Origin of the sequence: Streptomyces sp. NPDC048441, assembly GCF_043200235.1 — a bacterium.
Lineage (GTDB): Bacteria > Actinomycetota > Actinomycetes > Streptomycetales > Streptomycetaceae > Streptomyces.
Genome location: NZ_JBICXM010000007.1, coordinates 232,569 through 254,747, shown reverse-complemented (window position 1 = coordinate 254,747; position 22,179 = coordinate 232,569). Strand labels below are relative to the sequence as shown.

The 22,179-nt window shown below is 68.3% G+C and carries 17 protein-coding genes; 10 read left to right on the top strand and 7 right to left on the bottom strand.

Going from position 1 to position 22,179, the window contains the following annotated elements; genetic code table 11:
• Positions 1 to 5 precede the first annotated feature (5 nt).
• Positions 6 to 2,273, bottom strand: a complete 2,268-nt coding sequence (locus tag ACGFSB_RS19885) for an FUSC family protein (protein ID WP_393400727.1) — start codon at positions 2,271 to 2,273, stop codon at positions 6 to 8.
• A gap of 142 nt (positions 2,274 to 2,415) precedes the next feature.
• Between ACGFSB_RS19885 and ACGFSB_RS19880 the strand changes: the two genes are divergently transcribed.
• On the top strand, positions 2,416 to 3,912 hold the full coding sequence (locus tag ACGFSB_RS19880) for an MFS transporter (RefSeq protein ID WP_393400724.1): 1,497 nt from the start codon (positions 2,416 to 2,418) through the stop codon (positions 3,910 to 3,912).
• On the opposite strand, the gene ACGFSB_RS19875 is transcribed toward ACGFSB_RS19880, so the two are convergent.
• The gene (locus tag ACGFSB_RS19875; protein ID WP_393400722.1) at positions 3,875 to 4,453 is read right to left on the bottom strand and encodes a TetR/AcrR family transcriptional regulator; all 579 of its coding nucleotides are present in this window, start codon (positions 4,451 to 4,453) and stop codon (positions 3,875 to 3,877) included. The genes ACGFSB_RS19880 and ACGFSB_RS19875 overlap by 38 nt on opposite strands.
• Positions 4,454 to 4,729: 276 nt before the next feature.
• Here ACGFSB_RS19875 and ACGFSB_RS19870 point away from each other — a divergent pair, with 276 nt between their 5' ends.
• Genes ACGFSB_RS19870 through ACGFSB_RS19855 form a run of 4 tightly spaced genes read left to right on the top strand, consistent with a single transcriptional unit; the run spans position 4,730 to position 9,546 of the window.
• Positions 4,730 to 5,284 (top strand): 2Fe-2S iron-sulfur cluster-binding protein, encoded by a 555-nt coding sequence (locus tag ACGFSB_RS19870; protein WP_393400719.1) that lies wholly within the window; start codon positions 4,730 to 4,732, stop codon positions 5,282 to 5,284.
• On the top strand, positions 5,281 to 6,273 hold the full coding sequence (locus ACGFSB_RS19865) for an FAD binding domain-containing protein (RefSeq protein ID WP_393400716.1): 993 nt from the start codon (positions 5,281 to 5,283) through the stop codon (positions 6,271 to 6,273). Before ACGFSB_RS19870 ends, ACGFSB_RS19865 begins: the two co-directional genes overlap by 4 nt.
• Positions 6,270 to 8,402, top strand: coding sequence for a xanthine dehydrogenase family protein molybdopterin-binding subunit (locus ACGFSB_RS19860; RefSeq protein ID WP_393400714.1), 2,133 nt, complete (start codon positions 6,270 to 6,272; stop codon positions 8,400 to 8,402). The genes ACGFSB_RS19865 and ACGFSB_RS19860 overlap by 4 nt, the downstream gene beginning before the upstream one ends.
• Positions 8,395 to 9,546 carry an XdhC family protein gene (locus tag ACGFSB_RS19855; RefSeq protein ID WP_393400711.1) on the top strand — a complete coding sequence of 384 codons (1,152 nt, stop codon included), beginning with the start codon at positions 8,395 to 8,397 and terminating at the stop codon, positions 9,544 to 9,546. The genes ACGFSB_RS19860 and ACGFSB_RS19855 overlap by 8 nt, the downstream gene beginning before the upstream one ends.
• 93 nt (positions 9,547 to 9,639) lie before the next feature.
• Here the strand turns inward: ACGFSB_RS19855 and ACGFSB_RS19850 are convergent, their stop codons facing one another.
• The gene (locus ACGFSB_RS19850; protein WP_393400708.1) at positions 9,640 to 11,271 is read right to left on the bottom strand and encodes an ABC transporter substrate-binding protein; all 1,632 of its coding nucleotides are present in this window, start codon (positions 11,269 to 11,271) and stop codon (positions 9,640 to 9,642) included.
• A gap of 399 nt (positions 11,272 to 11,670) precedes the next feature.
• On the opposite strand from ACGFSB_RS19850, the gene ACGFSB_RS19845 reads away from it, so the two are divergent.
• From ACGFSB_RS19845 to ACGFSB_RS19825, 5 genes are all read left to right on the top strand, one after another.
• The gene (locus ACGFSB_RS19845) at positions 11,671 to 12,696 is read left to right on the top strand and encodes an ABC transporter permease (RefSeq protein WP_393400706.1); all 1,026 of its coding nucleotides are present in this window, start codon (positions 11,671 to 11,673) and stop codon (positions 12,694 to 12,696) included.
• An 86-nt stretch (positions 12,697 to 12,782) separates the two neighbouring features.
• Positions 12,783 to 14,567 carry an ABC transporter substrate-binding protein gene (locus tag ACGFSB_RS19840; RefSeq protein ID WP_393400704.1) on the top strand — a complete coding sequence of 595 codons (1,785 nt, stop codon included), beginning with the start codon at positions 12,783 to 12,785 and terminating at the stop codon, positions 14,565 to 14,567.
• An 87-nt stretch (positions 14,568 to 14,654) separates the two neighbouring features.
• Positions 14,655 to 15,635 (top strand): ABC transporter permease, encoded by a 981-nt coding sequence (locus ACGFSB_RS19835; protein WP_393400702.1) that lies wholly within the window; start codon positions 14,655 to 14,657, stop codon positions 15,633 to 15,635.
• A gap of 16 nt (positions 15,636 to 15,651) precedes the next feature.
• Positions 15,652 to 16,728: an ABC transporter ATP-binding protein gene (locus ACGFSB_RS19830; RefSeq protein WP_393400699.1), complete on the top strand. Its 1,077-nt coding sequence runs from the start codon at positions 15,652 to 15,654 to the stop codon at positions 16,726 to 16,728.
• 26 nt (positions 16,729 to 16,754) lie between these two features.
• Positions 16,755 to 17,804 (top strand): ABC transporter ATP-binding protein, encoded by a 1,050-nt coding sequence (locus ACGFSB_RS19825; RefSeq protein ID WP_393400697.1) that lies wholly within the window; start codon positions 16,755 to 16,757, stop codon positions 17,802 to 17,804.
• A 187-nt stretch (positions 17,805 to 17,991) separates the two neighbouring features.
• Here ACGFSB_RS19825 and ACGFSB_RS19820 read toward each other — a convergent pair whose 3' ends face one another.
• From ACGFSB_RS19820 to ACGFSB_RS19805, 4 genes are read right to left on the bottom strand one after another with little or no spacing between them, the layout of a single operon-like run.
• Positions 17,992 to 19,158: an ABC transporter ATP-binding protein gene (locus tag ACGFSB_RS19820; RefSeq protein WP_393400695.1), complete on the bottom strand. Its 1,167-nt coding sequence runs from the start codon at positions 19,156 to 19,158 to the stop codon at positions 17,992 to 17,994.
• A complete protein-coding gene (locus ACGFSB_RS19815; protein ID WP_393400693.1) occupies positions 19,151 to 20,212 on the bottom strand; it encodes an ABC transporter ATP-binding protein in 1,062 nt (353 codons plus the stop codon). The genes ACGFSB_RS19820 and ACGFSB_RS19815 overlap by 8 nt, the downstream gene beginning before the upstream one ends.
• 11 nt (positions 20,213 to 20,223) lie before the next feature.
• Complete coding sequence (locus ACGFSB_RS19810; protein WP_393400690.1) at positions 20,224 to 21,177, bottom strand: ABC transporter permease; 954 nt, start codon at positions 21,175 to 21,177, stop codon at positions 20,224 to 20,226.
• Positions 21,170 to 22,099 (bottom strand): ABC transporter permease, encoded by a 930-nt coding sequence (locus ACGFSB_RS19805; RefSeq protein ID WP_393400688.1) that lies wholly within the window; start codon positions 22,097 to 22,099, stop codon positions 21,170 to 21,172. Before ACGFSB_RS19805 ends, ACGFSB_RS19810 begins: the two co-directional genes overlap by 8 nt.
• Between the last annotated feature and the right edge of the window lie 80 nt (positions 22,100 to 22,179).

The window sequence follows — 22,179 nt, the reverse complement described above, 5'->3', positions numbered from 1 at the left end:
GTTGTTCAGACCCGCGGGGTTCTGCTCCCGGACCTGCCCGCCACCGGCACGTCGAGGGGGCGGGCAAGGCCCACCACGCCTTCGTCCAGGCGTTGCAGATGGCGCAGGACGCGGTAGGTCACGGTGCCCGACCGTGGGGCGCCGGAGCCCTCCGCCTCCAGCATCGAGGCGATGCTGGCACCCGATTCGACCTCGCCATCGGCCTTGTCGTCCGCCACGTAGCCGGCGATGACCTCGATGTTGTGGGCGATGCGGAGGCCCGCACGCTCCAGGCGCGGATCGGCCGCGACGTTCTTGCTGTACGGCACGAGCTCGGCGGTCGCAGCCAGGGAACGGGCGTGGTAGGCGCAGGTCTCCAGGAGCGCCACCAGATAGCGGACGGTCCGGCGGCGGCCGCGCAGCGGGGTGATCGGGTGGGTCAACGGCTGGGTGGAGGCGCGCAGATCGTCGAGCGCGGTGTCCAAGTCCCGAGCCTTGTCCAGGAGATCGGCCGCCGGGCCGCCGCTGAGCTGCTCGACCGACGCGGAGATGACATCGGCGAGCCTGGTCAGGACCGTGTTCAGGAGCTCGTCGGTACGGCGGTCGGTGTTCACCGGCAGGATGAGGACCGCCGCGATGATGCCGCAGGCGGCGCCGAGCGCGGTTTCCTCGATGCGCAGCCAGAGCACGGAGAGGCTGTAGGTGTTCAGGAGGGTGTAGAGCAGGCCCAGCATCGCCGTGACGAAGAAGGACATGAGCGCGTAGGACAGGGGAGCGGTGAAGAACATCGCGAAGATGAAGACCAGGACGAGCGCGAACGCGAGCCAGGTGTGGTTGCCGACGAGCCCCGCGAGCGCCACACCGGCGACCACCCCGAGCACCGTGCCCAGGAGTCTTCGAGCGCCCTTGACCAGGATCTCGCCCGTGGACGCGGTGTTGAGGAACACCACCCAGCAGGTGAGCACCGCCCAGTACCAGCGCTGCGTGGAGAGGAACTCGCCGCCGATGATGGCCAGGGTCGAGCCCACAGCCACCTGGAACGCGGCCCTGGTGGTGGGGCGCTGGAGTCCGCTGGGGTCGTCATCGGAGTCGTCGGACTCCTCGGCGCCGATCGCGATGTCCTCGGCGTCGAACTCCTCGCGGGACCGGGTCGTCGCCGGTGAGTCGTCGGACTCGTCCTGGGGACCGTCGAGCGCGAGCCGCAGACCGAGGACGGCTCGGGCGGCCTCGCCGATTCCGCGGAAGACGTCCTGGACGGCGAGCGAGGCCCGCGGCAGATTGTCCTCGTCGCGGTAACCGAGCAGTCTGTTGCGTACGTGGGCGAGGCCCGTGCCCCGGTCATCGGCCACCGGGCGGCCGACCAGCAGGTGCAGCGCGTTCAGGTCCCGGCGCAGCGTGAGTGTCGCGTCGTCCTCGGCGCGTATGCGCGTCCCCGTCGCCGGTACGGGCGCGTGTGGCAGATGCAGGGTGAGGGTGTCCGCGCGTTCGGCGCTGCGCGCGTTCAGGAGGAGTACGCCGAGACGTTCGGCCGCGATCTCCGCGTCCGCCACTCGGCGTTGGACCAGGGTCGCCGTGGCCGCGTCGGGGGTGCCCTCCTCGAGCCGCCCCTGGATCATCAGAGCGGTCTCGTGCAGCCGGGCGGTGCCCCGCCGCAGCTCGTCGAGCACCTTCTCCAACTGCTCGGGCGCGGCGTCGAGAAGCTCCATCTGCGTGGCCACCAGTTGCGCGAGCCGCGCTCGGAAGGCCACGCGAAGGCGTCCCAGGTCGCGCCCCGGGGTCTCCGGCACGACGGCGAACCGTACGACGGCGCTGCACGCGAAGGCGACAGCCAGGGAGAGACACAGGCTGGGCAGCGCGGACCCGGTGGCGCCCACGAACAAGGAGACGAAGTAGACCTGAAAGCCGATCAGGCCGAGAGCCGTTCCCCGGTCGCCGAACCGGCGGCTGTACACAGCACCGAAGATCAGCGCGATGAAGAACATGTCGCCCGCGATGACCTGGTGGTGAAGCAGCGCGCCCAGGGAGATCGCCGCGAGCGCGACGGGCAGGCCGAGCGCGAGCGTGATCGCCTGGCCGCGCACCTCCTTCTCCTTGATGGCGAAGGTGGAGACCATCGCGGTCATGGCGCCCGCGACCATGTGCGTGACGTCCGTGCCGAGCAGCGCGAGAACCACGAGCGTGAACGCGATCGCGCCCACCGTCCGCAGTCCCGCCATCAACCGCAGGAGCCCCGGGTCCGACGCCACGAAGCGGTCCCATGTGCCGGTTCTGGTCCGCCGTGTCACTGCGCTCACACCCTCATCGCCGCTGTTCAGGCCGGATTCTGTCACGGCGGGGCGCAACCCGGGCTTGAGGGTTCACAGCGTGATACGCCCAGGGCGTCGGCCGGAAGTGAGGAGAAGTCTCCGGGGCGAGTTCAACGAAACACTTGAAGTCATGAATCCAGCAGACAACGAACAGTCCGGGACAGAGCTGCGCCCCGACGCCCCGGAAACCCAGGACACGACGGCAGGACCCTCCGCTGACACCGCCCGGCGCCGGTGGTGGACGCTCATCGCGGTGAGCGCGGCCCAGCTCCTCGTGGTCCTCGACGGGACCATCGTGAACATCGCGCTGCCCTCCGCGCAGAGCGCGCTCGGCATGTCCGACGCGAGTCGGCAGTGGGCCATCACCGCGTACGCGCTGGCCTTCGGCGGGCTGCTGCTGATCGGCGGCAGGGTCAGCAGCGCCCTCGGTCATCGGCGTACGTTCCTCATCGGCCTGGTCGGCTTCGCCGCAGCTTCCGCGCTCGGCGGGGCCGCCGCGAACCCCGAGATGCTCTTCGGGGCCCGCGCCCTGCAAGGGGTGTTCGCCGCGCTGCTCGCACCCGCGGGACTCTCGCTGCTGACGATCACCTTCACCGAGCCGGGCGAACGCGGCCGTGCCTTCGGCGTGTTCGCCGCGGTGGGCGCCGCGGGCTCCGCGGTCGGTCTGGTCGCCGGGGGACTCCTCACCGAGTACGCGAGCTGGCGCTGGTGCCTCTACGTCAACGTCCCGGTCGCGCTGCTCGCCGTGCTCGGCACGACGTTCGTGCCACGGGACCGGCCGGTCCGTGACGCGGGGCGGCTCGATGTGGCGGGCGCCCTGCTCAGTGCCACGGGCTTCGCCGCGGTGGTCTACGGCTTCAACGAGGCCCAGCCGCTCGGATGGGGCTCGCCGAAGGTCCTTGCCCTCCTCGCGGGTGGCGTCCTCCTGCTCGCCGCGTTCGCCGCCGTCGAGGTACGGGCGCCGAGGCCGCTCCTGCCGATGCGCGTACTCCTGCACCGCGCCCGTGCCGGGGCGTTCGTCGCGATCACCCTGCTGTTCGTCGCGATGTTCGGCTTCTACCTGTTCATGAGCTACTACACGCAGACGGTCCTCGGCTACTCACCCGTCGAGGCGGGCCTGACCTTGATCATCAACGCGTTCGCCGCGCTGGTCGGCGCGACGCTGATCGCCGGGAAACTGCACGGACGCGTCGCGCCCGCGGCACTGATCGTGCCGGGGCTGCTCGCCGCGGCCGCGGGGATGTTCATACTGACCCGCCTGACCTCACAGAGCACCGATGTCTTCCCGCTGTACCTGGTGCCGGCGCTGATCCTGACCGGCCTCGGCCTCGGGTGCGTCATGCCTCCCACCGCGAGCCTGGCCACCGCTGACATGCCCCCGCACGACATCGGGGCCGCCGCGGCCGCGTACAACGCCTCCCAGCAGCTGGGCGCCGCGCTCGGCACCGCGCTGCTCAACACGGTCGCTGCCAGCGCCACCGCGACCTACCTGGCGTCCACCGCCGACGCCACCCCCACCGCTGCGTCCGTGCACGGCTACACCACCGCTCTGACCGTGGCTTTCGGCATCCTGGTCGCAGCGGCGTGCGTCAGCGCCCTGGAGCCCCGGCGCGCAGCCCGTCCATGACCAGGTCGAGGAGCCGTCCGGCGCGGGACTGCCAGTCGCTGTGCGGATCGATCTGCCAGAGCCCCGCGATGGCGAGCATGAAGTCGTCGGGAGTGAGGCCGGGCCGGATGGTTCCCGCCTCCTCGTTCGCCTTGAGGAGCAGGGTGATCGCGGAGGAGACCGGGCCGTGTCCGAGGCCTGCCAGGGTGCCGTGCGCGCTGGTGGCCTTGCGCATCGCGTCGGCCAGGCCGGCCTTGGCCATGGCGTACTGGGCGAGGCGGTCCATCCACTCCCGCAGAGCCTGGTCGGGCGCGCGGGTGTCGAGCAGTTGGCAGGCCGTGTCGGCGACCTGCTGGACCTCGTAGCGGTAGACCTCGAGGACGAGTGCCTCGCGGCTGGGGAAATTGCGGTAGAACGTCCCCTGCCCCACGCACGCCTTTTTCGCGATCGCGCTCAACGGGGCGTCCGCCGAGCGCGTCAGTTCGGTCAGGGCCACTTCCAGGATGCGTTCGCGATTCCGTTGTGCGTCCGAGCGCAGCTGCGGGTCCTTCTTCGGGTGCACTCGTCCTCCTCCCGCGAACTTTCGCGAATCACGGCAATCGGCGATCAATCGGCAATCAAGGCCTGGACCACTCTTGCTAAGCGGACAACTGTCCACTAAGTTTTGAAGTTAACGGACAGCTGTCCGCTTAGGGTCACCATACTGGCAGACCGTGCCCCAAGCCGACCCCTCTTACGCACAGCGCCACCTCCTCCCGACCTCTCCGCCGGGATCTCCTCGTACGAACACTCCCGTTCTCACGGGACAGAAGCTGACAGAAGCGAAAGAAGGCTGATCGTGGCCCTATCGACGTCCAGCGCCATCACGCTGAACATCAACGGCGAAAAGCACACGCTGCCCGTCGACCACCGCACCACCCTGCTCGACGCCCTGCGTGAGCGCCTCGACATGACCGGCACCAAGAAGGGCTGCGACCAGGGCCAGTGCGGTGCCTGCACGGTCCTGATCGACGGACGCCGGGCCGTCTCCTGCCTGCAGCTCGCCGTCGCGTCCGAGGGACGGGAGATCACCACCATCGAAGGCGTGGCGGACGGTGACAACCTGCACCCGGTCCAGCAGGCCTTCCTCGACCTCGACGGCTACCAGTGCGGGTACTGCACACCGGGCCAGATCTGTTCGGCCATCGCGGTGATCGAGGAGCACGCGGCGGGCTGGCCGAGCGCCGCGACCACCGATGTGCGGCCCGAGGCGGGTGTGCCGCAGCTGACCGCCGACGAGATCCGGGAGCGGATGAGCGGCAATCTGTGCCGCTGCGGCGCTTATGTGTCGATCGTCCAGGCGGTCGCGCAGGCGGCAGCCGCTGAGTCCGAGGGTACGGAGGCCGTGGCATGAGGGAATTCGGTTACCAGCGCGCTTTTGACGTCCCCGGTACGGTCGCGCTCCTGGGCGCCGACCCCGACGCCCGCGTCCTGGGCGGCGGCACCAACCTCGTCGACCTGATGAAGACCGGCGTGGAGCGGCCCGGACTGCTCATCGACGTACGCGAATTGCCCCTCGACCGGATCGAGGCCACGGACGACGGCGGTCTGCGGATCGGCGCGACCGTCACCAACAGCGATCTCGCGGCCGATCCCGAAGTGCGGCGCCGTTACCCGGCGTTGGCGGAGGCCGTCCTCGCGGGGGCCTCCGGCCAGCTGCGCAACATGGCCACGGTGGGCGGGAACCTGCTCCAGCGCACCCGCTGCGGCTACTTCGCCGACTTGAGCAAACCGTGCAACAAACGCGCCCCCGGCAGCGGTTGCCCCGCCATCGAGGGCGAGCACCACAACCACGCGATCCTCGGCGCGTCCGAGCACTGCGTGGCCGTCCACCCCTCCGACATGGGCGTGGCGCTCGCCGCCTTCGACGCCGTCGTCACGTACGAAACTGCCGAGGGCACCGGCGAGTTGCCGCTTGCCGACTTCTACCTGGCCGTGGGCAGCACACCGCACCTGGAGACCGCGCTGCCGTCCGGCGCGCTCATCACCGGCATCACCCTGCCGCCCGCTCCGGTGGCCGCCCACTCCCGCTACCGCAAGGTGCGTGAGCGCGCGTCGTACGCCTTCGCGATCGGCTCCATCGCCGCCGCGCTCGACGTCCAGGACGGTGTCGTACGCGAAGTACGCCTCGCCTTCGGGGCGGTGGCATCCAGGCCGTGGCGGGCCGGCGAGGCCGAGCGCGCACTGACCGGAGGCCCGGCGACCGCCGAGGCGTTCGCCGCCGCAGCGGATGCCGAACTGGCGGCGGCCGAGGCGCTGCCCCACAACGGATACAAGGTGACCCTGATGCGCAACCTCGTCGTCGCCCTGCTGACCGAGCTCACCGAGGAGGCGACCCGATGACGGCGCGGACCACGACGACCACGTCCACCACGGCGACGAGCACCGTCGGCGCTTCGTACACCCGCGTGGAGGGCCGGGACAAGGTCACCGGCACCGCCCGGTACGCGGGGGAGATCCCCTACGCCGATCTCGCCCACGGCTGGCTGGTGCTTTCCACGATCGCCCGCGGCCGGATCCTCTCGGTCGAGTCCGATCCCGTCCGCAAGATGCCCGGTGTCCTGGCCGTCCTGCACCACGGGAACGCGCCGCGCGTCGACGGGAACTACGTCAGTATGCTCGGCCCGCCCGACCCGATCGTCGAGGTCTTCCAGCACGACCGGGTGCCGTTCGTCGGCTGGCCGGTGGCGCTGGTCGTGGCCGAGACGTCCGAGCAGGCCAGAGAGGCCGCCGAGGCGCTGGTGGTGCGGTACGAAGCGGAGCCGCACGATGTCGCGTTCTCAGCGGCACACCCCGGCACGTACACGCCGGACGGCCAGCTGATGGAGAAGGGCGACCTGGAGGCCGAACTCGCCGCGTCCGCCCATGTGGTGGACGAGGAGTACACCACCCCCGAAGAGCACCACAGCTCGATGGAACCGCACGCGGCGATGGCGCGCTGGGACAGCGGACGCCTCGAAGTGGTCGACTCCAACCAGGGCAGCACCTGGGTCGCGGACGAGCTGGCGAAGCTGTTCTCGCTCGACCCGGCCTCGGTACGGGTGCGGTCCGAACACGTCGGCGGCGCCTTCGGATCCAAGGGCGTACGCGTGCACCAGATCCTCGCCGTGATGGCGGCGACCCTGCTCGACCGCCCGGTCAGGGTCGTCCTCAGTCGTCGCCAGCTGTTCTCGCTCACCGGCTACCGCAGCCCCACCGCCCAGCGCGTCAGGCTCGGCGCCGACACCGACGGGCGGCTGCGCGCCGTCGACCACCAGGCGCACAGCCTCACCTCGACGGTCCATGAATTCGTCGAGGCGAGCGCCGGGTTCGGGCGCCCGATGTACGCCACCGACGCCCACCGCAGCGTCAACCGCGTGGTGCGCCTCGACGTGCCGACGCCGACCTTCATGCGCGCGCCGGGCGAGGCTCCGGGCTCGTTCGCCCTGGAGTCCGCGCTCGACGAACTCGCCGAGCGGAGCGGCGTGGACCCGATCGCGCTGCGTGCCCGCAACGAACCGGACGTGGGCCCTGTCTCCGGCCTTCCGTTCGCCAGCCGCAATCTCCTGTCCGCCTTCCAGGAGGGCGCCCGCAGGTTCGGCTGGGCGGACCGGGACCCGCGTCCCGGCCTGCGGCGCGAAGGGCGCTGGCTGCTCGGCACCGGCACGGCGGCAGCCACCTTCCCGGTGATCGTCATGCCGTCCACGGCGGCCGTGACGGCGGAGGCCGACGGGACCTTCACCGTGCGGATCACCGCCGCGGACGTCGGGACGGGGGCGCGTACCGCGCTGACCCTGATCGCCGCGGAAGCCCTCGATGTGCCCCAGGAGCGCGTCCATGTGCGCATCGGCGACAGCGACTTCGGCCCGGCCGCGATCTCGGGCGGTTCGATGGGCACCCGCTCCTGGGGCTGGGCGATCACGGAAGCGGTGCGTGACCTGCGGGAGCAACTGGCCCTGGGCGGCGACATTCCGCCGCAGGGAATCACCGTGCGGTCCGACACCAGCGCGGCCGTCGGAGCCCTCACGCAGAAGGAACGGCACTCGTACGGAGCGCAGTTCGCCGAGGTCGCCGTCGACGTCACCAGCGGCGAGGTGCGGGTGCGGCGTATGCTCGGGATCTTCGCTGCGGGCCGGATCGTCAACCCGCTGACGGCGCGCAGCCAGTTCGTCGGCGGAATGACCTGGGGTCTGTCCATGGCCCTGCACGAGGAGGCCCACCGGGACCGGGCGACGGGCGGCCACGTCGGCGCCGACTTCGCGGGCTACCACTTCGCCGCCAACGCCGATGTGCCGCTCATCGAGGCGGACTGGGTGGAGGACACCGACGCGGACGACCCGGTCGGCATCAAGGGCATCGGCGAGATCGGCATCGTGGGCGTCGCGGCGGCCATCGCCAACGCGGTCTGGCATGCGACCGGCGTACGCCATCGGGCTCTGCCCATCAGGCCCGACCGCGTCATCGGGGCGGGAGGAGGAGCCACGAGTGCTTGACATAGCCGACGAGCTGAATCGCTGGGCCGATGAGGGCCGGGACTTCGCCGTCGCCACCGTCGTGACGGTGGGCGGCAGCGCGCCGCGGGCGCCCGGCGCCGCCCTCGCCGTCGACAGTGCGGGCACGGCCATCGGTTCGGTCTCCGGCGGCTGTGTGGAAGGGGCGGTGTACGACCTGTGCGTCCAGGCGCTCCAGGACGGCCAGGCCGTGCGTGAGCGGTTCGGCTACAGCGACGAGGACGCCTTCGCGGTGGGGCTGACCTGCGGCGGGGTCATCGAGGTCCTGGTCACGCCGCTGGGCGCCGACACGCCGGGCAGGCAGGTGTTCGCGGCGGCGCTGTCGGCTGCCGCGAGGCGGGAGGCCGCGGCCGTCGCCCGCGTCGCCCGCGGCCCGGCCGAACTCCTCGGCAGAGCCGTCCTCGTACGCCCCGACGGATCGGTCGAAGGCGGCCTCGGCGGGCACCCCGACCTCGACCGGACGGTGGTGGGGGAGGCCCGCGCGATGCTGGACGCGGGGCGCACCGGCGAGTTCACCGTCTCGGAGAGCGGGTCGCGCTGCGGGGTTCCCCTGACCCTCTTCGTCGAGTCGAACGTGCCGCCGCCCCGCATGATCGTCTTCGGTGCGATCGACTTCGCCGCGGCACTGGTGCGTACGGCAAAGTTCCTCGGCTACCACGTGACGGTGTGCGACGCCCGTCCGGTGTTCGCCACGCGGGCGCGCTTCCCCGAGGCGGACGACGTCGTCGTCGACTGGCCGCACCGCTACCTCCGGGGGACCGCGACCGACAGCCGCACGGTCTTGTGCGTGCTCACCCATGACGCCAAGTTCGACATCCCGCTCCTTGAGGTGGCCCTGCGGCTTCCGGTCGCGTTCGTCGGTGCGATGGGCTCGCGGCGCACCCACGAGGACCGCAATCGCCGGCTGCGCGAAGTCGGCGTAAGCGAACGGGAGCTGGCTCTCCTGCGCTCCCCGATAGGGCTCGACCTCGGGGCCCGTACGCCGGAGGAGACCGCCTTGTCCATCGCCGCTGAGATCGTCGCGGCGAGGCGGGGTGGGACGGGCGTTCCGCTGACCGGCTCCGGGGCACCGATCCACCATGACAGGGACGCCGCGGGGGTGGGCGGCTCGCACGCGGCCGCGTGACATGGCTGGGGGTGGGGGGGGGGGGGGGGGGGGGGGGGGGGGGGGCCGCGCCCCCCCCCCCCCCCCCCCCCCCCCCCGCTCCCGGTGCCTCAGTCAGTTGACCTTGATCTCGTTGTAGACCGGGACGCTGAACTGGTTCAGTGCCACGTTGGAGACCTTGTCCGAGTAACCGGCGCTGCCGTTCTGGTACCAGAGCGGAATGACCGCCATCTGCTCGGCGAGCACCTTCTCGGCGTCCTGGAAGGTGCTGACGGCCTTCGCGGTGTCGGTCTCGGCGTTGGCCTTGTCGACGAGCTTGTCGAATTCCTTGTTGGACCACTTGCCGTCATTGGACGGGGCGTCCGTGTAGTACAGCGGCTGGAGGAAGTTCTGGATCAGCGGGTAGTCCATCTGCCAGCCCGCACGCCAGGCGCCGTCCAGCTTCTGCTGGGATGCCTTGCTGCGGAAGTCGGCGAAGGTGCCGATCGGGCTTCCGACACAGGCCTTGTCGTTCCCGAGGGCCTTGTTGATGGAATTGCAGACGGCGTCGACCCATTCCTTGTGCGAGCCGGTGTCCGCGTTGTACGTGATCTTCAGCGTGCCGCCGGGGATGCCGCCGCCGTCCGCGATCAGCTTCTTCGCCTTGTCCGCGTCGTACTTGCACGGGTCACCGCAGAGCCCGGACTTGTAGCCGCCGGCCTCGCCGAGCACCGGGGATGTCCAGTCGGTGGCCGGAGTGCGGGTCTTCTGGAAGATGGTCTCGGTGATCTGCTCACGATTGATCGCCATGGAAAGCCCCTGGCGGACCTTCTCCATCCCGCTCTTCGACCACTTGCTGTCGTAGAAGGGGAAGGCAAGCGTCTGGATGATGCCTGCCGGGGTGTTGATGTAGCGATCACCCAGGTCGCTCTTGGCGTTCTTGAGCTGGGAGGCGGGAACGTCGTCGACGAGGTCGAGATTGCCCGCCATCAGGTCCGTATAGGCGGTGTTGTTGTCGGTGTAGACCTTCAGATCCACACCGCCGTTCTCCGCCTTGTCCTTACCGCTGTACCCGTCCCACTTGCGCAGGGACATCTTCGAGCCCTTGTCGTACGAGTCAATGGTGTACGGACCGTTGCCGATGGGCTTGGCGAGCCAGGCGTCGTGTTTGTCATAGAACGTCTTGGGCAGCGGCGCGAAGGCCGGATAGCCGAGGGTCTTGGGCCAGGTGGAGAACTTCTGCGTGAGCTTGACGGTGAAGGTGGTGTCGTCGACGACCTTGAGCCCGGAGAGCTTGTCGGCGGTGGCGTCACCCTTCTCCGGGTGGACCTTGTCGTATCCCTCGATATAGCCGAAGAAGTAGGCGTTCTTCTGGTTGTTCTTCAGATGGGCGCCGTAGTTCCAGGCGTCGACGAAGGACTTCGCGGTGACCTTCTCGCCATTGCTGAACTTCCAGCCGGTCTTCAGCTTCACGGTGAAGTTCTGCGAGTCCTTGGTGTCGATCTTGTCGGCGATCATGTTCTTGGCCTCGCCGGTCTTCGGGTCGTACCGCATGAGACCCCGGAAGACCATGTCGAGCACCTTGCCGCCCTGCACCTCATTGGTGTTCGCGGGCTCCAGCGGGTTCTGCGGATCACCCCAGGACGACCCCACGATCCCGGAGCCGTCGCCGCCACCGCCGCTGTCCCCGCCTCCACCACAGGCGGTCGCCGCGAGGGCGACGGTCACCGCACATGCGGCCCACTTGGCGTGCGTGGCTCCACGCATGGAGTCCTCCTCGGAGTGCTCTGCCCCGGGGCTCCAGCCCCGGCGCTCTGTCCTGCTTCACGCCAAATATCGCCGTATCAGTCAGGACATGCACATTTGCCGCGTCCGTACGGGTCTCGGGACCTCTTCGGGCGTACGCATGACAGACAGCTCAGCCCAGATATCGGACACATTTCCGGATTCAACCAGAACACCCTTGTTTGTCCATCACGCTTGATTACGCGAAGGCAAATACCACCTATACCCACGGTCAAGTTATAACCAAGGATCCCAAGACCCCTCCAAGGAGGAACAGGATTCATTGACCGCGCCATAAATGCCTTGCGAAAGTCGCGCCCAGCCCGTGGGGGCTTTCCTCCTGCGGAATCCCACGACCCCATCGGGCCACCCAGGAGCGCCATGACCACTCCGACACCCGCCGCCTCAGCCGCACTTGAAGTGACGGAAGAAACCGACGGCAAACCGGGCTCGCCCAAGGACCAAGGGAGCAGGGGCCGTTCACCGGGGAAGCTCGCCTGGACCCGGTTCAAGAGGGACAAGTCCGGTACGACCGCCGCGTGTGTCGTGCTCTTCTTCTTCGTCGTCTCCCTCTGCGCACCGCTCATCGCCAAGGTGTACGGGAAAGATCCGTACACGCCGTACGGCATGGACGACCCCTCGCTGCTCAACGAGTTCAGCAACCCGATGAAGCCCAACGGCGGCATCGACGGGGACTTCTGGTTCGGCGTCGAACCGGGCCTGGGCCGGGACGTGTTCACCTTCCTGCTCTACGGCATCCGCAACTCCCTGCTGATCGCGACCGTGACGACCGTTCTGGTGGTACTGCTCGGAGTCGTCGTCGGCGTCACCGCCGGCTACCTCGGCGGCAAGACGGACTACTTCATCGGCCGGGTCATCGACATCCTGCTCGCCTTCCCCTCCACGCTCTTCTACATCGCCTTCTTCCCCGTGATGCTCTCGATCCTGGTCAGCCCGGAGGACAAGACCCCGCAGTGGCTCATCGTCACCACTCTCATCGCGGTGATGACCGCCTTCGGTTGGGCGCCCCTGGCCAGGCTGCTGCGCGGCGAAGTACTCGCCCTGCGCGAGCGGGAGTACGTGGAAGCGGCGAAGGTCACGGGAGCATCTCCGGCACGCATCATCTTCAAGGAGCTGCTCCCCAATCTGTGGACGCCGATCCTGATTCAGGCAACGCTCCTGCTGCCACTGTTCGTCACCACGGAAGCGGCTCTCGCCTTCCTCGGTGTCGGACTTGAGGAGCCCACGCCGGACTGGGGGGTGATGATCCAGAACGGTTCGAAGTACTACCAGGACGACATCACCTTCATGGCGTTCCCCGGCGTGGCCATGGTGATCTTCGTGGTCGCCTTCAACCTCCTCGGTGACTCGGTGCGCGACGCGCTGGATCCGAAGACCACGCGCTGACATGCCCTGCGACGGCACGCGCGACGGGGCCGTGCCGCCTCGCACGATCTGCTCTTCCTCACCTCACACACAGGGTTGGTAGCCACATGTCGATCTCCCGCAGAAACCTCCTCATCTCCACTTCGGTGGCGGCGGGCGGCTCGCTCGTCCTGTCCGCGTGCAGCAGCGGCGGCGACACGGACAGCAACAAGCCCCCCAAGGGCGGCGCCACCGAATACACCAACGCGACGGTGAAGATCGGCACCAAGGAGGACTCGACCGGGCCCGCGCCCGAGGTTCCCGGCTCGCAGAAGGGCGGCACGATCTACTGTGTCGCCGCCGCCGACGTCTCGCACCTGGACCCGCAGCGCATCTACTTCGCGTACAACTCCTCTGTCGCGAACCTCTACGCGCGCACCCTCACCGGCTACTACACCGACATGAAGGGCCACCAGACCCTCGTCGGCGACCTCGCCACCGATGTCGGCGAGGCCTCCGACGACAACAAGACCTGGACCTTCACGCTGAAGGACGGCCTGAAGTGGCAGGACGGCAGCGAGCTCACGGTCGACGACGTGCGGCACGGCTTCGAGCGCGGCTGGGCCTCATTCGTCACCGAAGGCGCCATCTACGCCCAGCAGGCGCTGACCGGCAAGGGCGCCAAGTGGCGTGACGGCTACAAGGGTCCCTACGAGGGCAAGCACCTGGACTCGATCGTCACCGACAAGAAGAAGAAGACGATCACGTTCAAGCTGGCGGAGGCCCGCCCGGACTTCAACTTCACGCTGGCGATGCACTCGTACGCCGCCACACCCGTCAAGCACGACACCAAGGAGAAGTACGACAAGACGCCCTTCTCCAGCGGCCCGTACATCGTCAAGCACCGCACCCTTGACAAGTCGATGACGCTGACCCGCAACAAGCACTGGGACCCGAAGACCGACCCGATCCGCACCGCCTACCCGGACAACTTCGAGTTCGAGTTCGGACCGACCGAACTGGAGTCCAACGACCGGTTCATCGCGGACCAGGGCAAGGACCAGCAGATGGTCGCGGTCTACGAGGACATCCCCGCCGAGCGTATGCAGAAGGTGCTCACGACGCCCAGCATCAAGGCCCGCAGCTTCAACGGCCTGTCGTCCGGCACCTATTACTTCGCCATCAACATGAAGCGCGTCACGGACGTCGAGGTGCGCAAGGCCCTGCTCATCGCCTGGCCCCTTGAGCAGAGCCGCAAGATCTACGGCGGTGCCGCCGCGGGCGACTACGCGACGACGACCCTCAGCCCCGACATCATCGGCTACGAGAAGTTCGACCTCTACGACAAGCTGGACAAGCCGGCGGGTGACCCCAAGCGCGCCCGCGAGGTCCTGAAGAAGGCGGGCAAGCTCGACACGAAGATCGTGTACGCCTTCCCCCGCAGGCCCCCGTACATGAAGTCCAAGGTCATCATCGAGCGGAACCTGCGGGCCGCGGGCTTCGACCCGGTCATCAAGCCGCTGGGCGACCAGGACTACTACGACCAGGCGCAGCGCCTGGACAACAAGTTCGACGTCATGTGGTTCGGCTGGTCCCCGGACTGGCCGACCGCGTACACGATGATCCAGCCGCTGTACGACGGCTCGGCGATCGGTGACGGTCAGAACAACGTCTCGCAGTGCGACGTCCCGTGGATCAACGAGGCGATCAAGAAGAACGCGGTCATCTCGGACCCGAAGGAGGCCGGCAAGGCCTGGGCCGCCCTGGACAAGCGGATCATGAAGGAGGTCGTGCCGATCATCCCGGAGACCTTCCAGCGCCGCTGGTACCTGCACGGCTCCAAGGTCGGCGGCGCCATCCACGACCCGCAGTTCGCCGCGACGCTGCTCACCAAGGTGTTCGTCAAGGACTGACGACCGGCCACCGGGGCGGGCTCCCCGCACAGGAGCCCGCCCCGGCCTCCACCTCCGTCTCGGCATCCGTCAGGAATCCCAACTGCCATGTTCCGCTTCCTCATTCGCCGCATCATCGGCGGCACGGTGATCCTGCTGATCATCAGCTTCATCGTCTTCGTCCTCTTCTACACGGCCCCGCGCGACCCGGCCCGCCTGGCCTGCGGCAAGGTGTGCCCGCCGGACACACTGGCGCTGGTGAAGCACAACCTGGGGATCGCCGATTCGGTTCCTGTGCAGTACTGGCACTGGTTCGAGGGTTTGTTCGTCGGCCGTGACTACGACACGTACGGCTTCTGCGACGCGCCCTGCCTCGGCTTCTCGTTCCGCAACCGCGAGCCCGTCCTCGGCACCATCCTCGACCGCTTCCCGACCACGCTGTCCCTCTCGCTGGGCGCCGCGGTCGTGTTCGTCCTCTTCGGTGTGGGCACCGGAATGCTGGCCGCCGTCAAGCAGGGCAAGCCCCTCGACAAGATCGCTTCGTCGGCGTCGCTCATCGCGTCCTCGATGCAGATCTACGTCGTGGGCGTCTTCGCGGTCTACTTCCTCACCGACCAGTTGCACTGGCTGAACCGGCCCTCGTACACACCGATCACGGAGAACCCCGCCAAGTGGTTCTCCGGACTGCTCATCCCCTGGCTCGTGCTGGCGCTGATCTTCACCGCGAACTACACGCGCATGACCCGCTCGCAGATGGTCGAGACGATGAGCGAGGACTACGTCCGCACGGCCCGCGCCAAGGGGCTCTCGCGCCGCACGGTCTTCTTCCGCTTCGCCTGGCGGGGCGCGATGGGCCCGATCGTCACGATCTTCGGCCTCGACCTCGGTGTGCTGCTCGGTGGCGCGATCATCACCGAGGAGACCTTCGCCCTGCACGGCATCGGCAAGCTGTCGGTGAAGGCGGTCGACACCAGCGACCTGCCACTGCTGCTCGGCGTCGTCCTGGTCGCGGCCGCGGCGATCGTCGTCTTCAACATCATCGTCGACGCGCTGTACGCACTCATCGATCCGCGCGTGCGGCTGTCCTAGGGAGACGAGAGATCTCATGAGCACTTCGATCAGCAAGTCCCCCTCAGGGGCCTCCTCCCCCTCCGACGCCGGCGCCCCCTTCCTCTCCGTACGGGACCTGCGCGTTCACTTCTCCACGGAGGACGGTGTCGTCAAGGCCGTCGACGGCCTCGACTTCGACGTGGAGCACGGCAGGACGCTCGGCATCGTGGGCGAGTCGGGCTCCGGAAAGTCCGTGACCAACCTGGCGATCCTCGGCCTGCACAACCCCGCCGTCACGCAGATCGACGGCGAGATCCTCCTCGACGGGCAGGAGCTTCTCACCGCCACCGAGCGGGAGTTGGAGCGGCTGCGCGGCAACAAGATGGCGATGATCTTCCAGGACGCGCTCGCCTCGCTCTCCCCGTACCACACCATCGGAAAGCAGATCGGCGAGACGTACCGCAAGCACACGGGCGCCTCGAAGAGGGAGGCGCGGGCCCGCTCGATCGAGATGCTGACGAAGGTCGGCATCCCGCAGCCGGACCTGCGCGTGGACGACTACCCGCACCAGTTCTCCGGCGGTATGCGCCAGCGCGCGATGATCGCGATGTCACTGGTCTGCAACCCGGCGCTGCTGATCGCGGACGAGCCGACGACGGCGCTCGACGTGACGGTCCAGGCGCAGATCATGGACCTGCTCAAGGACCTGCAGCAGGAGTTCGGTACGGCGATCATCTTCATCACCCACGACCTGGGCGTGATCGCGGACATCGCGGACGACGTCCTGGTGATGTACGGCGGCCGGTGCGTGGAGAAGGGTGCGAAGAAGGACGTCCTGAGGGTGCCGCAACACCCGTACACCTGGGGCCTGCTGGGCTCCATGCCGACCCTCCACGGCCCGGTCGACGTGCCGCTCTCGCCCATTCCCGGCACCCCGCCGAGCCTCCTCAACCTGCCGACGGGCTGCCGCTTCCACCCGCGGTGCGCGTTCACGGAGCAGGTCGGCGGCGGGCGGTGCTCGGACGAACTGCCGCTGCTCGACCTGGTGGACGACCGGGGCGCGGCGTGTCACCTCACCCCTGAGCAGCGGACCGAGTTCTTCGCCGACTTCGCGGCCACGCGCCCCAACTGACGCAAAAGAGACGGGACTTTACGACCATGAGCAGCAGTACCTCAGATGCTCCCACCCCCCTCCTGGACGTCAGCGGGCTGACCAAGCACTTCCCGGTCATGGGCGGCTTCCCGATCAAGCGCAAGGTCGGCGCGGTGCAGGCGGTGGACGGCCTGGACTTCACCGTCGCCGAGGGCGAGAGCCTGGGGCTGGTCGGCGAGTCCGGCTGCGGAAAGTCGACGACTGGCCGCCTGATCACGCGCCTCCTGGAGCCGACGGGCGGGAAGATCAGCTACCGCGGCCAGGACATCACGCACGCGAACCGCAGGCAGTTGGCCCCCATCCGCTCCGAGATCCAGATGATCTTCCAGGACCCGTACGCGTCGCTGAACCCGCGGCAGACGGTCGGAAAGATCATCTCGGGCCCGATGGAGGTCAACGACATCCACCCGGAGGGCGGTCGCGAGGCACGCGTCCGCGAACTCCTGGAGACGGTGGGGCTGAACCCCGAGCACTACAACCGCTTCCCGCACGAGTTCTCGGGCGGCCAGCGCCAGCGCATCGGCGTGGCCCGCGCCCTGGCCCTCCAGCCGAAGCTGATCGTGGCGGACGAGCCGGTCTCGGCGCTCGACGTCTCGATCCAGGCGCAGGTGGTGAACCTGCTGCAGAAACTTCAGCGGGACCTGGGCATCGCGTTCCTCTTCATCGCCCACGACCTGGCGGTGGTCCGCCACTTCTCGCAGCGGGTCGCCGTCATGTACCTGGGCCGCATCGTGGAGATCGCGGCCCGCGAGGACCTGTACGCCAACCCCCGCCACCCCTACACCAAGGCGCTCCTGTCCGCCGTACCCGAGGCAGCCGCGGACGACATCCCGCGCCGCGAACGCATCCTGCTCACGGGAGACGTCCCGTCCCCCGTCAACCCGCCCTCGGGCTGCCGCTTCCGCACGCGGTGCTGGAAGGCGACGGACGTGTGCGCTTCGGAGGCTCCGCCGCTGGTGCAGATCGCGGGAAACCGGGACGGCCACCTGACGGCGTGCCACCACCCGGAGGACTCGACGGCGCTGGCCGTACCGTCGGCGCGGAAGTCACTCTGACGGATACCCCTCCGACCCTTGCCCCTGCGGCCCCGCTCCGTGCCGGGTCGGGCGTCCCGGGGCCCGTTCCGGGACGGCCGTGAAAGATGGGGGAATCGCGCCTCGACGACTGATCTGTACGTGAAACGGGGGCGCCCCGAGCCAACTCCGGCTCGGGGCGCCCCCGTTCACGTATGCCCAAGAGGCCTCACGCCGCGTGCACGACGTCCTTCTCCTCCGCGAAGTGACACGCCGACTCATGCGCCGCCGGAGTGTCCTGACCCGCGAACCGCTGCGGGATCGCAAGGAGCGGGGTCTCCTCCGCGCACTTCGCCTCCGCCTTCCAGCAGCGGGTGCGGAAGCGGCAACCCGAGGGCGGGTTCGCCGGGGACGGGACGTCACCGGTGAGGATGATCCGCTCGCGGCCCTCGCGCGCCGCCGGGTCCGGCACCGGGACAGCCGACAGGAGCGCCTGCGTGTACGGGTGCGTCGGGTGCTCGTAGATCTGCTCGTCCGAGCCGATCTCCGCCATCTTGCCGAGGTACATCACGCCCACACGGTCCGAGATGTGCCGAACGATCGACAGGTCGTGCGCGATGAAGAGGTACGAGAGGTTGAACTCGTCCTGCAGCTTCGCCATCAGGTTGATGACCTGGGCCTGGACGGAGACGTCCAGCGCCGAGACCGGCTCATCGCAGATGATGATCTCGGGGTTCAGGGCCAGACCGCGCGCGATGCCGATGCGCTGGCGCTGGCCGCCCGAGAACTGGTGCGGGTAGCGGTTGATGTACTCGGGGTTGAGGCCGACGACGTCCAGGAGGTCCTGGACCTTCTGGCGGCGCGAACTCTTCGGGGCCACCTCGGGGTGGATCTCGAAGGGCTCCCCGATGATGTCGCCCACCGTCATACGCGGGTTGAGCGACGTGTACGGGTCCTGGAACACCATCTGGATGTTGCGGCGGACCGCCTTCAGGGCACGCCCCGAAAGCTTGGTGATGTCCTGGCCCTTGTAGAAGACCTCGCCCGCCGTGGCGCGCTCCAGGGTCATCAGAAGCTTGGCGACCGTGGACTTGCCACAGCCGGACTCGCCCACGATGCCGAGGGTCTCGCCCTGGTAGAGGTCGAACGAGATGCCGTCGACCGCCTTGACCGCGCCGATCTGCCTCCTGATGAGGATTCCCTGCGTGAGCGGGAAGTGCTTCACCAAGTTGCGGACCTGGAGGATCGGCTCGCCGCGCTCCACCGGCGCCTCGATGGCCGCGACGGCCTCCTCGGCGCTGGCCGCGTCGACCGTTTCCACGTCGGAGACGTTCGGGGTGGCGTCGGCGGGCTCGTCCGTCTTCGAGAGCTTCGAAGCCTTCGTCGGCTCAGCCATGGATCGTCTCCTTCCAGAAGTGGCACGCGCTGCCGCGGCCCGGCAGCTCCGCGCCGTCCTGCTCGCTCACCGGCACCAGGGCCGGGATGTCCGTACGGCAGATGTCCTGCGCCTTGGGGCAGCGCGGGTTGAAGGCACAACCGGACGGAATGTGGAGCAGGTTGGGCGGCAGGCCCTTGATCGCGTAGAGCTCCTGGCCCTTCTGGTCGAGGCGGGGAATCGACTCGAGCAGACCGCGCGTGTACGGGTGCGCGGGACGCTTGTAGAGCTCGTGGACCGGGGCCGTCTCGACGATCCGGCCCGCGTACATCACCGCGATCTTGTCGGCGACGTCCGCGACCACACCCAGGTCGTGGGTGATGAGGATCAGGCCCATGTTGTACTCGCGCTGAAGGTCGGCCAACAGGTCCATGACCTGTGCCTGGACCGTCACGTCGAGAGCCGTGGTGGGCTCGTCCGCGATGATCAGGTCCGGCTCCAGGGCGAGCGCCATCGCGATCATGATGCGCTGGCGCATACCGCCGGAGAACTGGTGCGGGTAGTCGTTCACCCGCTCCTTGGCGGCCGGGATGTTCACCCGCTCCATCAGCTCGATGGCCTTGGCCTTCGCCTGCTTGCGGCTGAGCCCATCGTGCACCCGGTACATCTCGCCGAGCTGGTAGCCCACCGAGAGAACGGGGTTGAGCGACGAGAGCGCGTCCTGGAAGATCATGGCGATCTTGCGGCCACGGATCTTCCTGCGCTCCTCGTTGGACATCTTCAGCATGTCCTGGCCGCGGAAGAGGATCTCTCCCTGCGGGATCTTGCCGGGCGGCATGTCGAGGATGCCCATGATGGCCTGAGCCGTCACGGACTTGCCGGAGCCCGACTCACCGAGGACGGCGAGCGTCTCGCCCGCGTCCACGCTGTAGTTGACGCCGTTGACGGCCTTGACCTCACCCTCGCGGGTGTGGAACTCGACGTGCAGGTCCTTGACGTCCAGGAGCCTGCCGCCCTTTTCCTCGCCCGAGCGGGGGGCGGGAACCGAGTCTTCCTTGATGTCGATGCTGGTCATTTACGCCTCCCTCAGCGCAGCTTCGGGTCGAGGGCTTCGCGTACGGCGTCACCCATCATGATGAACGCCAGCACCGTGATACTCAGCATTCCTGCCGGGAAGAACAGCGTGTGCGGGTTGTTCCGGATGTCCTGTGTCGCGTCGGAGATGTCGCCACCCCAGGAGATGGCGCCGTCACCGATGCCGAGGCCCAGGTACGACAGCGTCGACTCGGCCACGATGTACGTGCCGAGCGAGATGGTCGCCACGACGATCACCGGAGCCAGCGCGTTCGGCAGGATGTGGCGGAACAGAATCCGCTTGGTCCCGGCGCCGAGCGCGCGCGCCGCCACCACGTAGTCGGCGTGCTTGGTGGTGATGACCGCGCCACGCATCACGCGGGCGATCTGCGTCCAGCCCAGGAAGGCGAGGGCGCCCATGACGACCCACACCGTCCGCTCGGTGAAGGCGTTCAGGACCACCATCGCGCCGAGCAGGAACGGGATGCCGAAGAACACGTCGGTGAGCCGGGAGATGAGGCTGTCCCAGAAGCCGCCGAAGTAGCCCGCGAGCATGCCGCACAGACCGCCGAAGAGAGTGACGAGGACCGTCACGCCGACACCGACGAGGATCGAGTTGCGCGCGCCGAAGACGACACGGGCGTAGATGCTGCGGCCCGTCCTGTCGTATCCGAACCAGTCCGCCTGGAAGAAGTGGCTGAGCTCGGGCTTCCCCAGGAAGTGGTTGACCTGGTCGCCGCTCTCCGGGTCCGTGCCGGTGAAGAGGCCGGGGAAGGCCGCCACCACGAGCAGGACCACGATCAGGAACGCGGATATGACGAAGAGCGGATTGCTCCGCAGCTCCCGCCACGCGTCGCTCCACAGGCTTCGCGGCTTGCCCGGTGCGGGACCGGCGGCGATCGCGTCCGTCACGTCCGGCGCCACGGTCTTCTCGTCCGTGGCCGTGGTCTTGGTGAGGTCAGGCATAACGGATCCTCGGGTCCAGGACCGCGTAAAGCAGGTCGACGATCAGGCTGGCTGCGAGGTACACGAGCACCAGGACGGTGACGACACCGACGATGACCGCGCCCTCACGGCGGGCGAGAGCCTGGAAGAGGAGGTTGCCGACGCCCGTCACGTTGAAGATTCCCTCGGTGATGACCGCGCCACCCATCAGGGTGCCGACGTCCGTACCGAGGTAAGTCACCACGGGGATCAGCGAGTTGCGCAGCAGATGCCGGGTGATGATGCGCTGGCGCGGCAGGCCCTTGGCCACAGCGGTGCGCATGTAGTCCGCCTGCCGGTTCTCGGCGATCGACGTACGGGTCAGTCTTGCTACGTAGGCAAGGCCGACCATGCCGAGCACGATCGCGGGAACCATCAACTGGCCCATGCTCTCGGAGTCCTGGACCGTGGGTGTGATCCACCCCAGTTCATTGCCGAAGAACAGCTGGCACAACAGACCGACCACGAAGATCGGAACGGAGATCACCAGAAGCGTGAAGAGCGTGACCGTGTTGTCCACGAGACGGCCGCGCTTGATGCCGGCGAGCACGCCGAGCGTGATGCCGACGATGAGCTCGAACGTCCACGCCATCGAGGCCAGTCGCATCGAGACCGGGAACGCCTGGGTGATCTCGTCCAGGACGGGCCGGTTGCCGGCGATCGTCTTGCCGAAGTCCCCTTGCAGCAGACCGCCCATGTAATGCAGATACTGCTGCCAGAGCGGCAGATCCAGGCCTCTGTCGTGGCGAATCTGCGCCACCTGCGCCGGGTCCGGCGGCTTGTCGCCCCACAGCGCCCGCACGGGGTCGCCGGGGAGCACGTTGACCATGATGAAGATCAACAGGGTTGTCCCGATGAAAACCGGGATCATCTGGAGCAGTCGCCTCGCGACATAGCGCCCCATTGGTGCCTCCGTCCAATCCGGAGCCGCCCGAAGCGACGCCCGGGATCGCCGGGCGTCGCTTCGGGAACTGGGCTCCGACG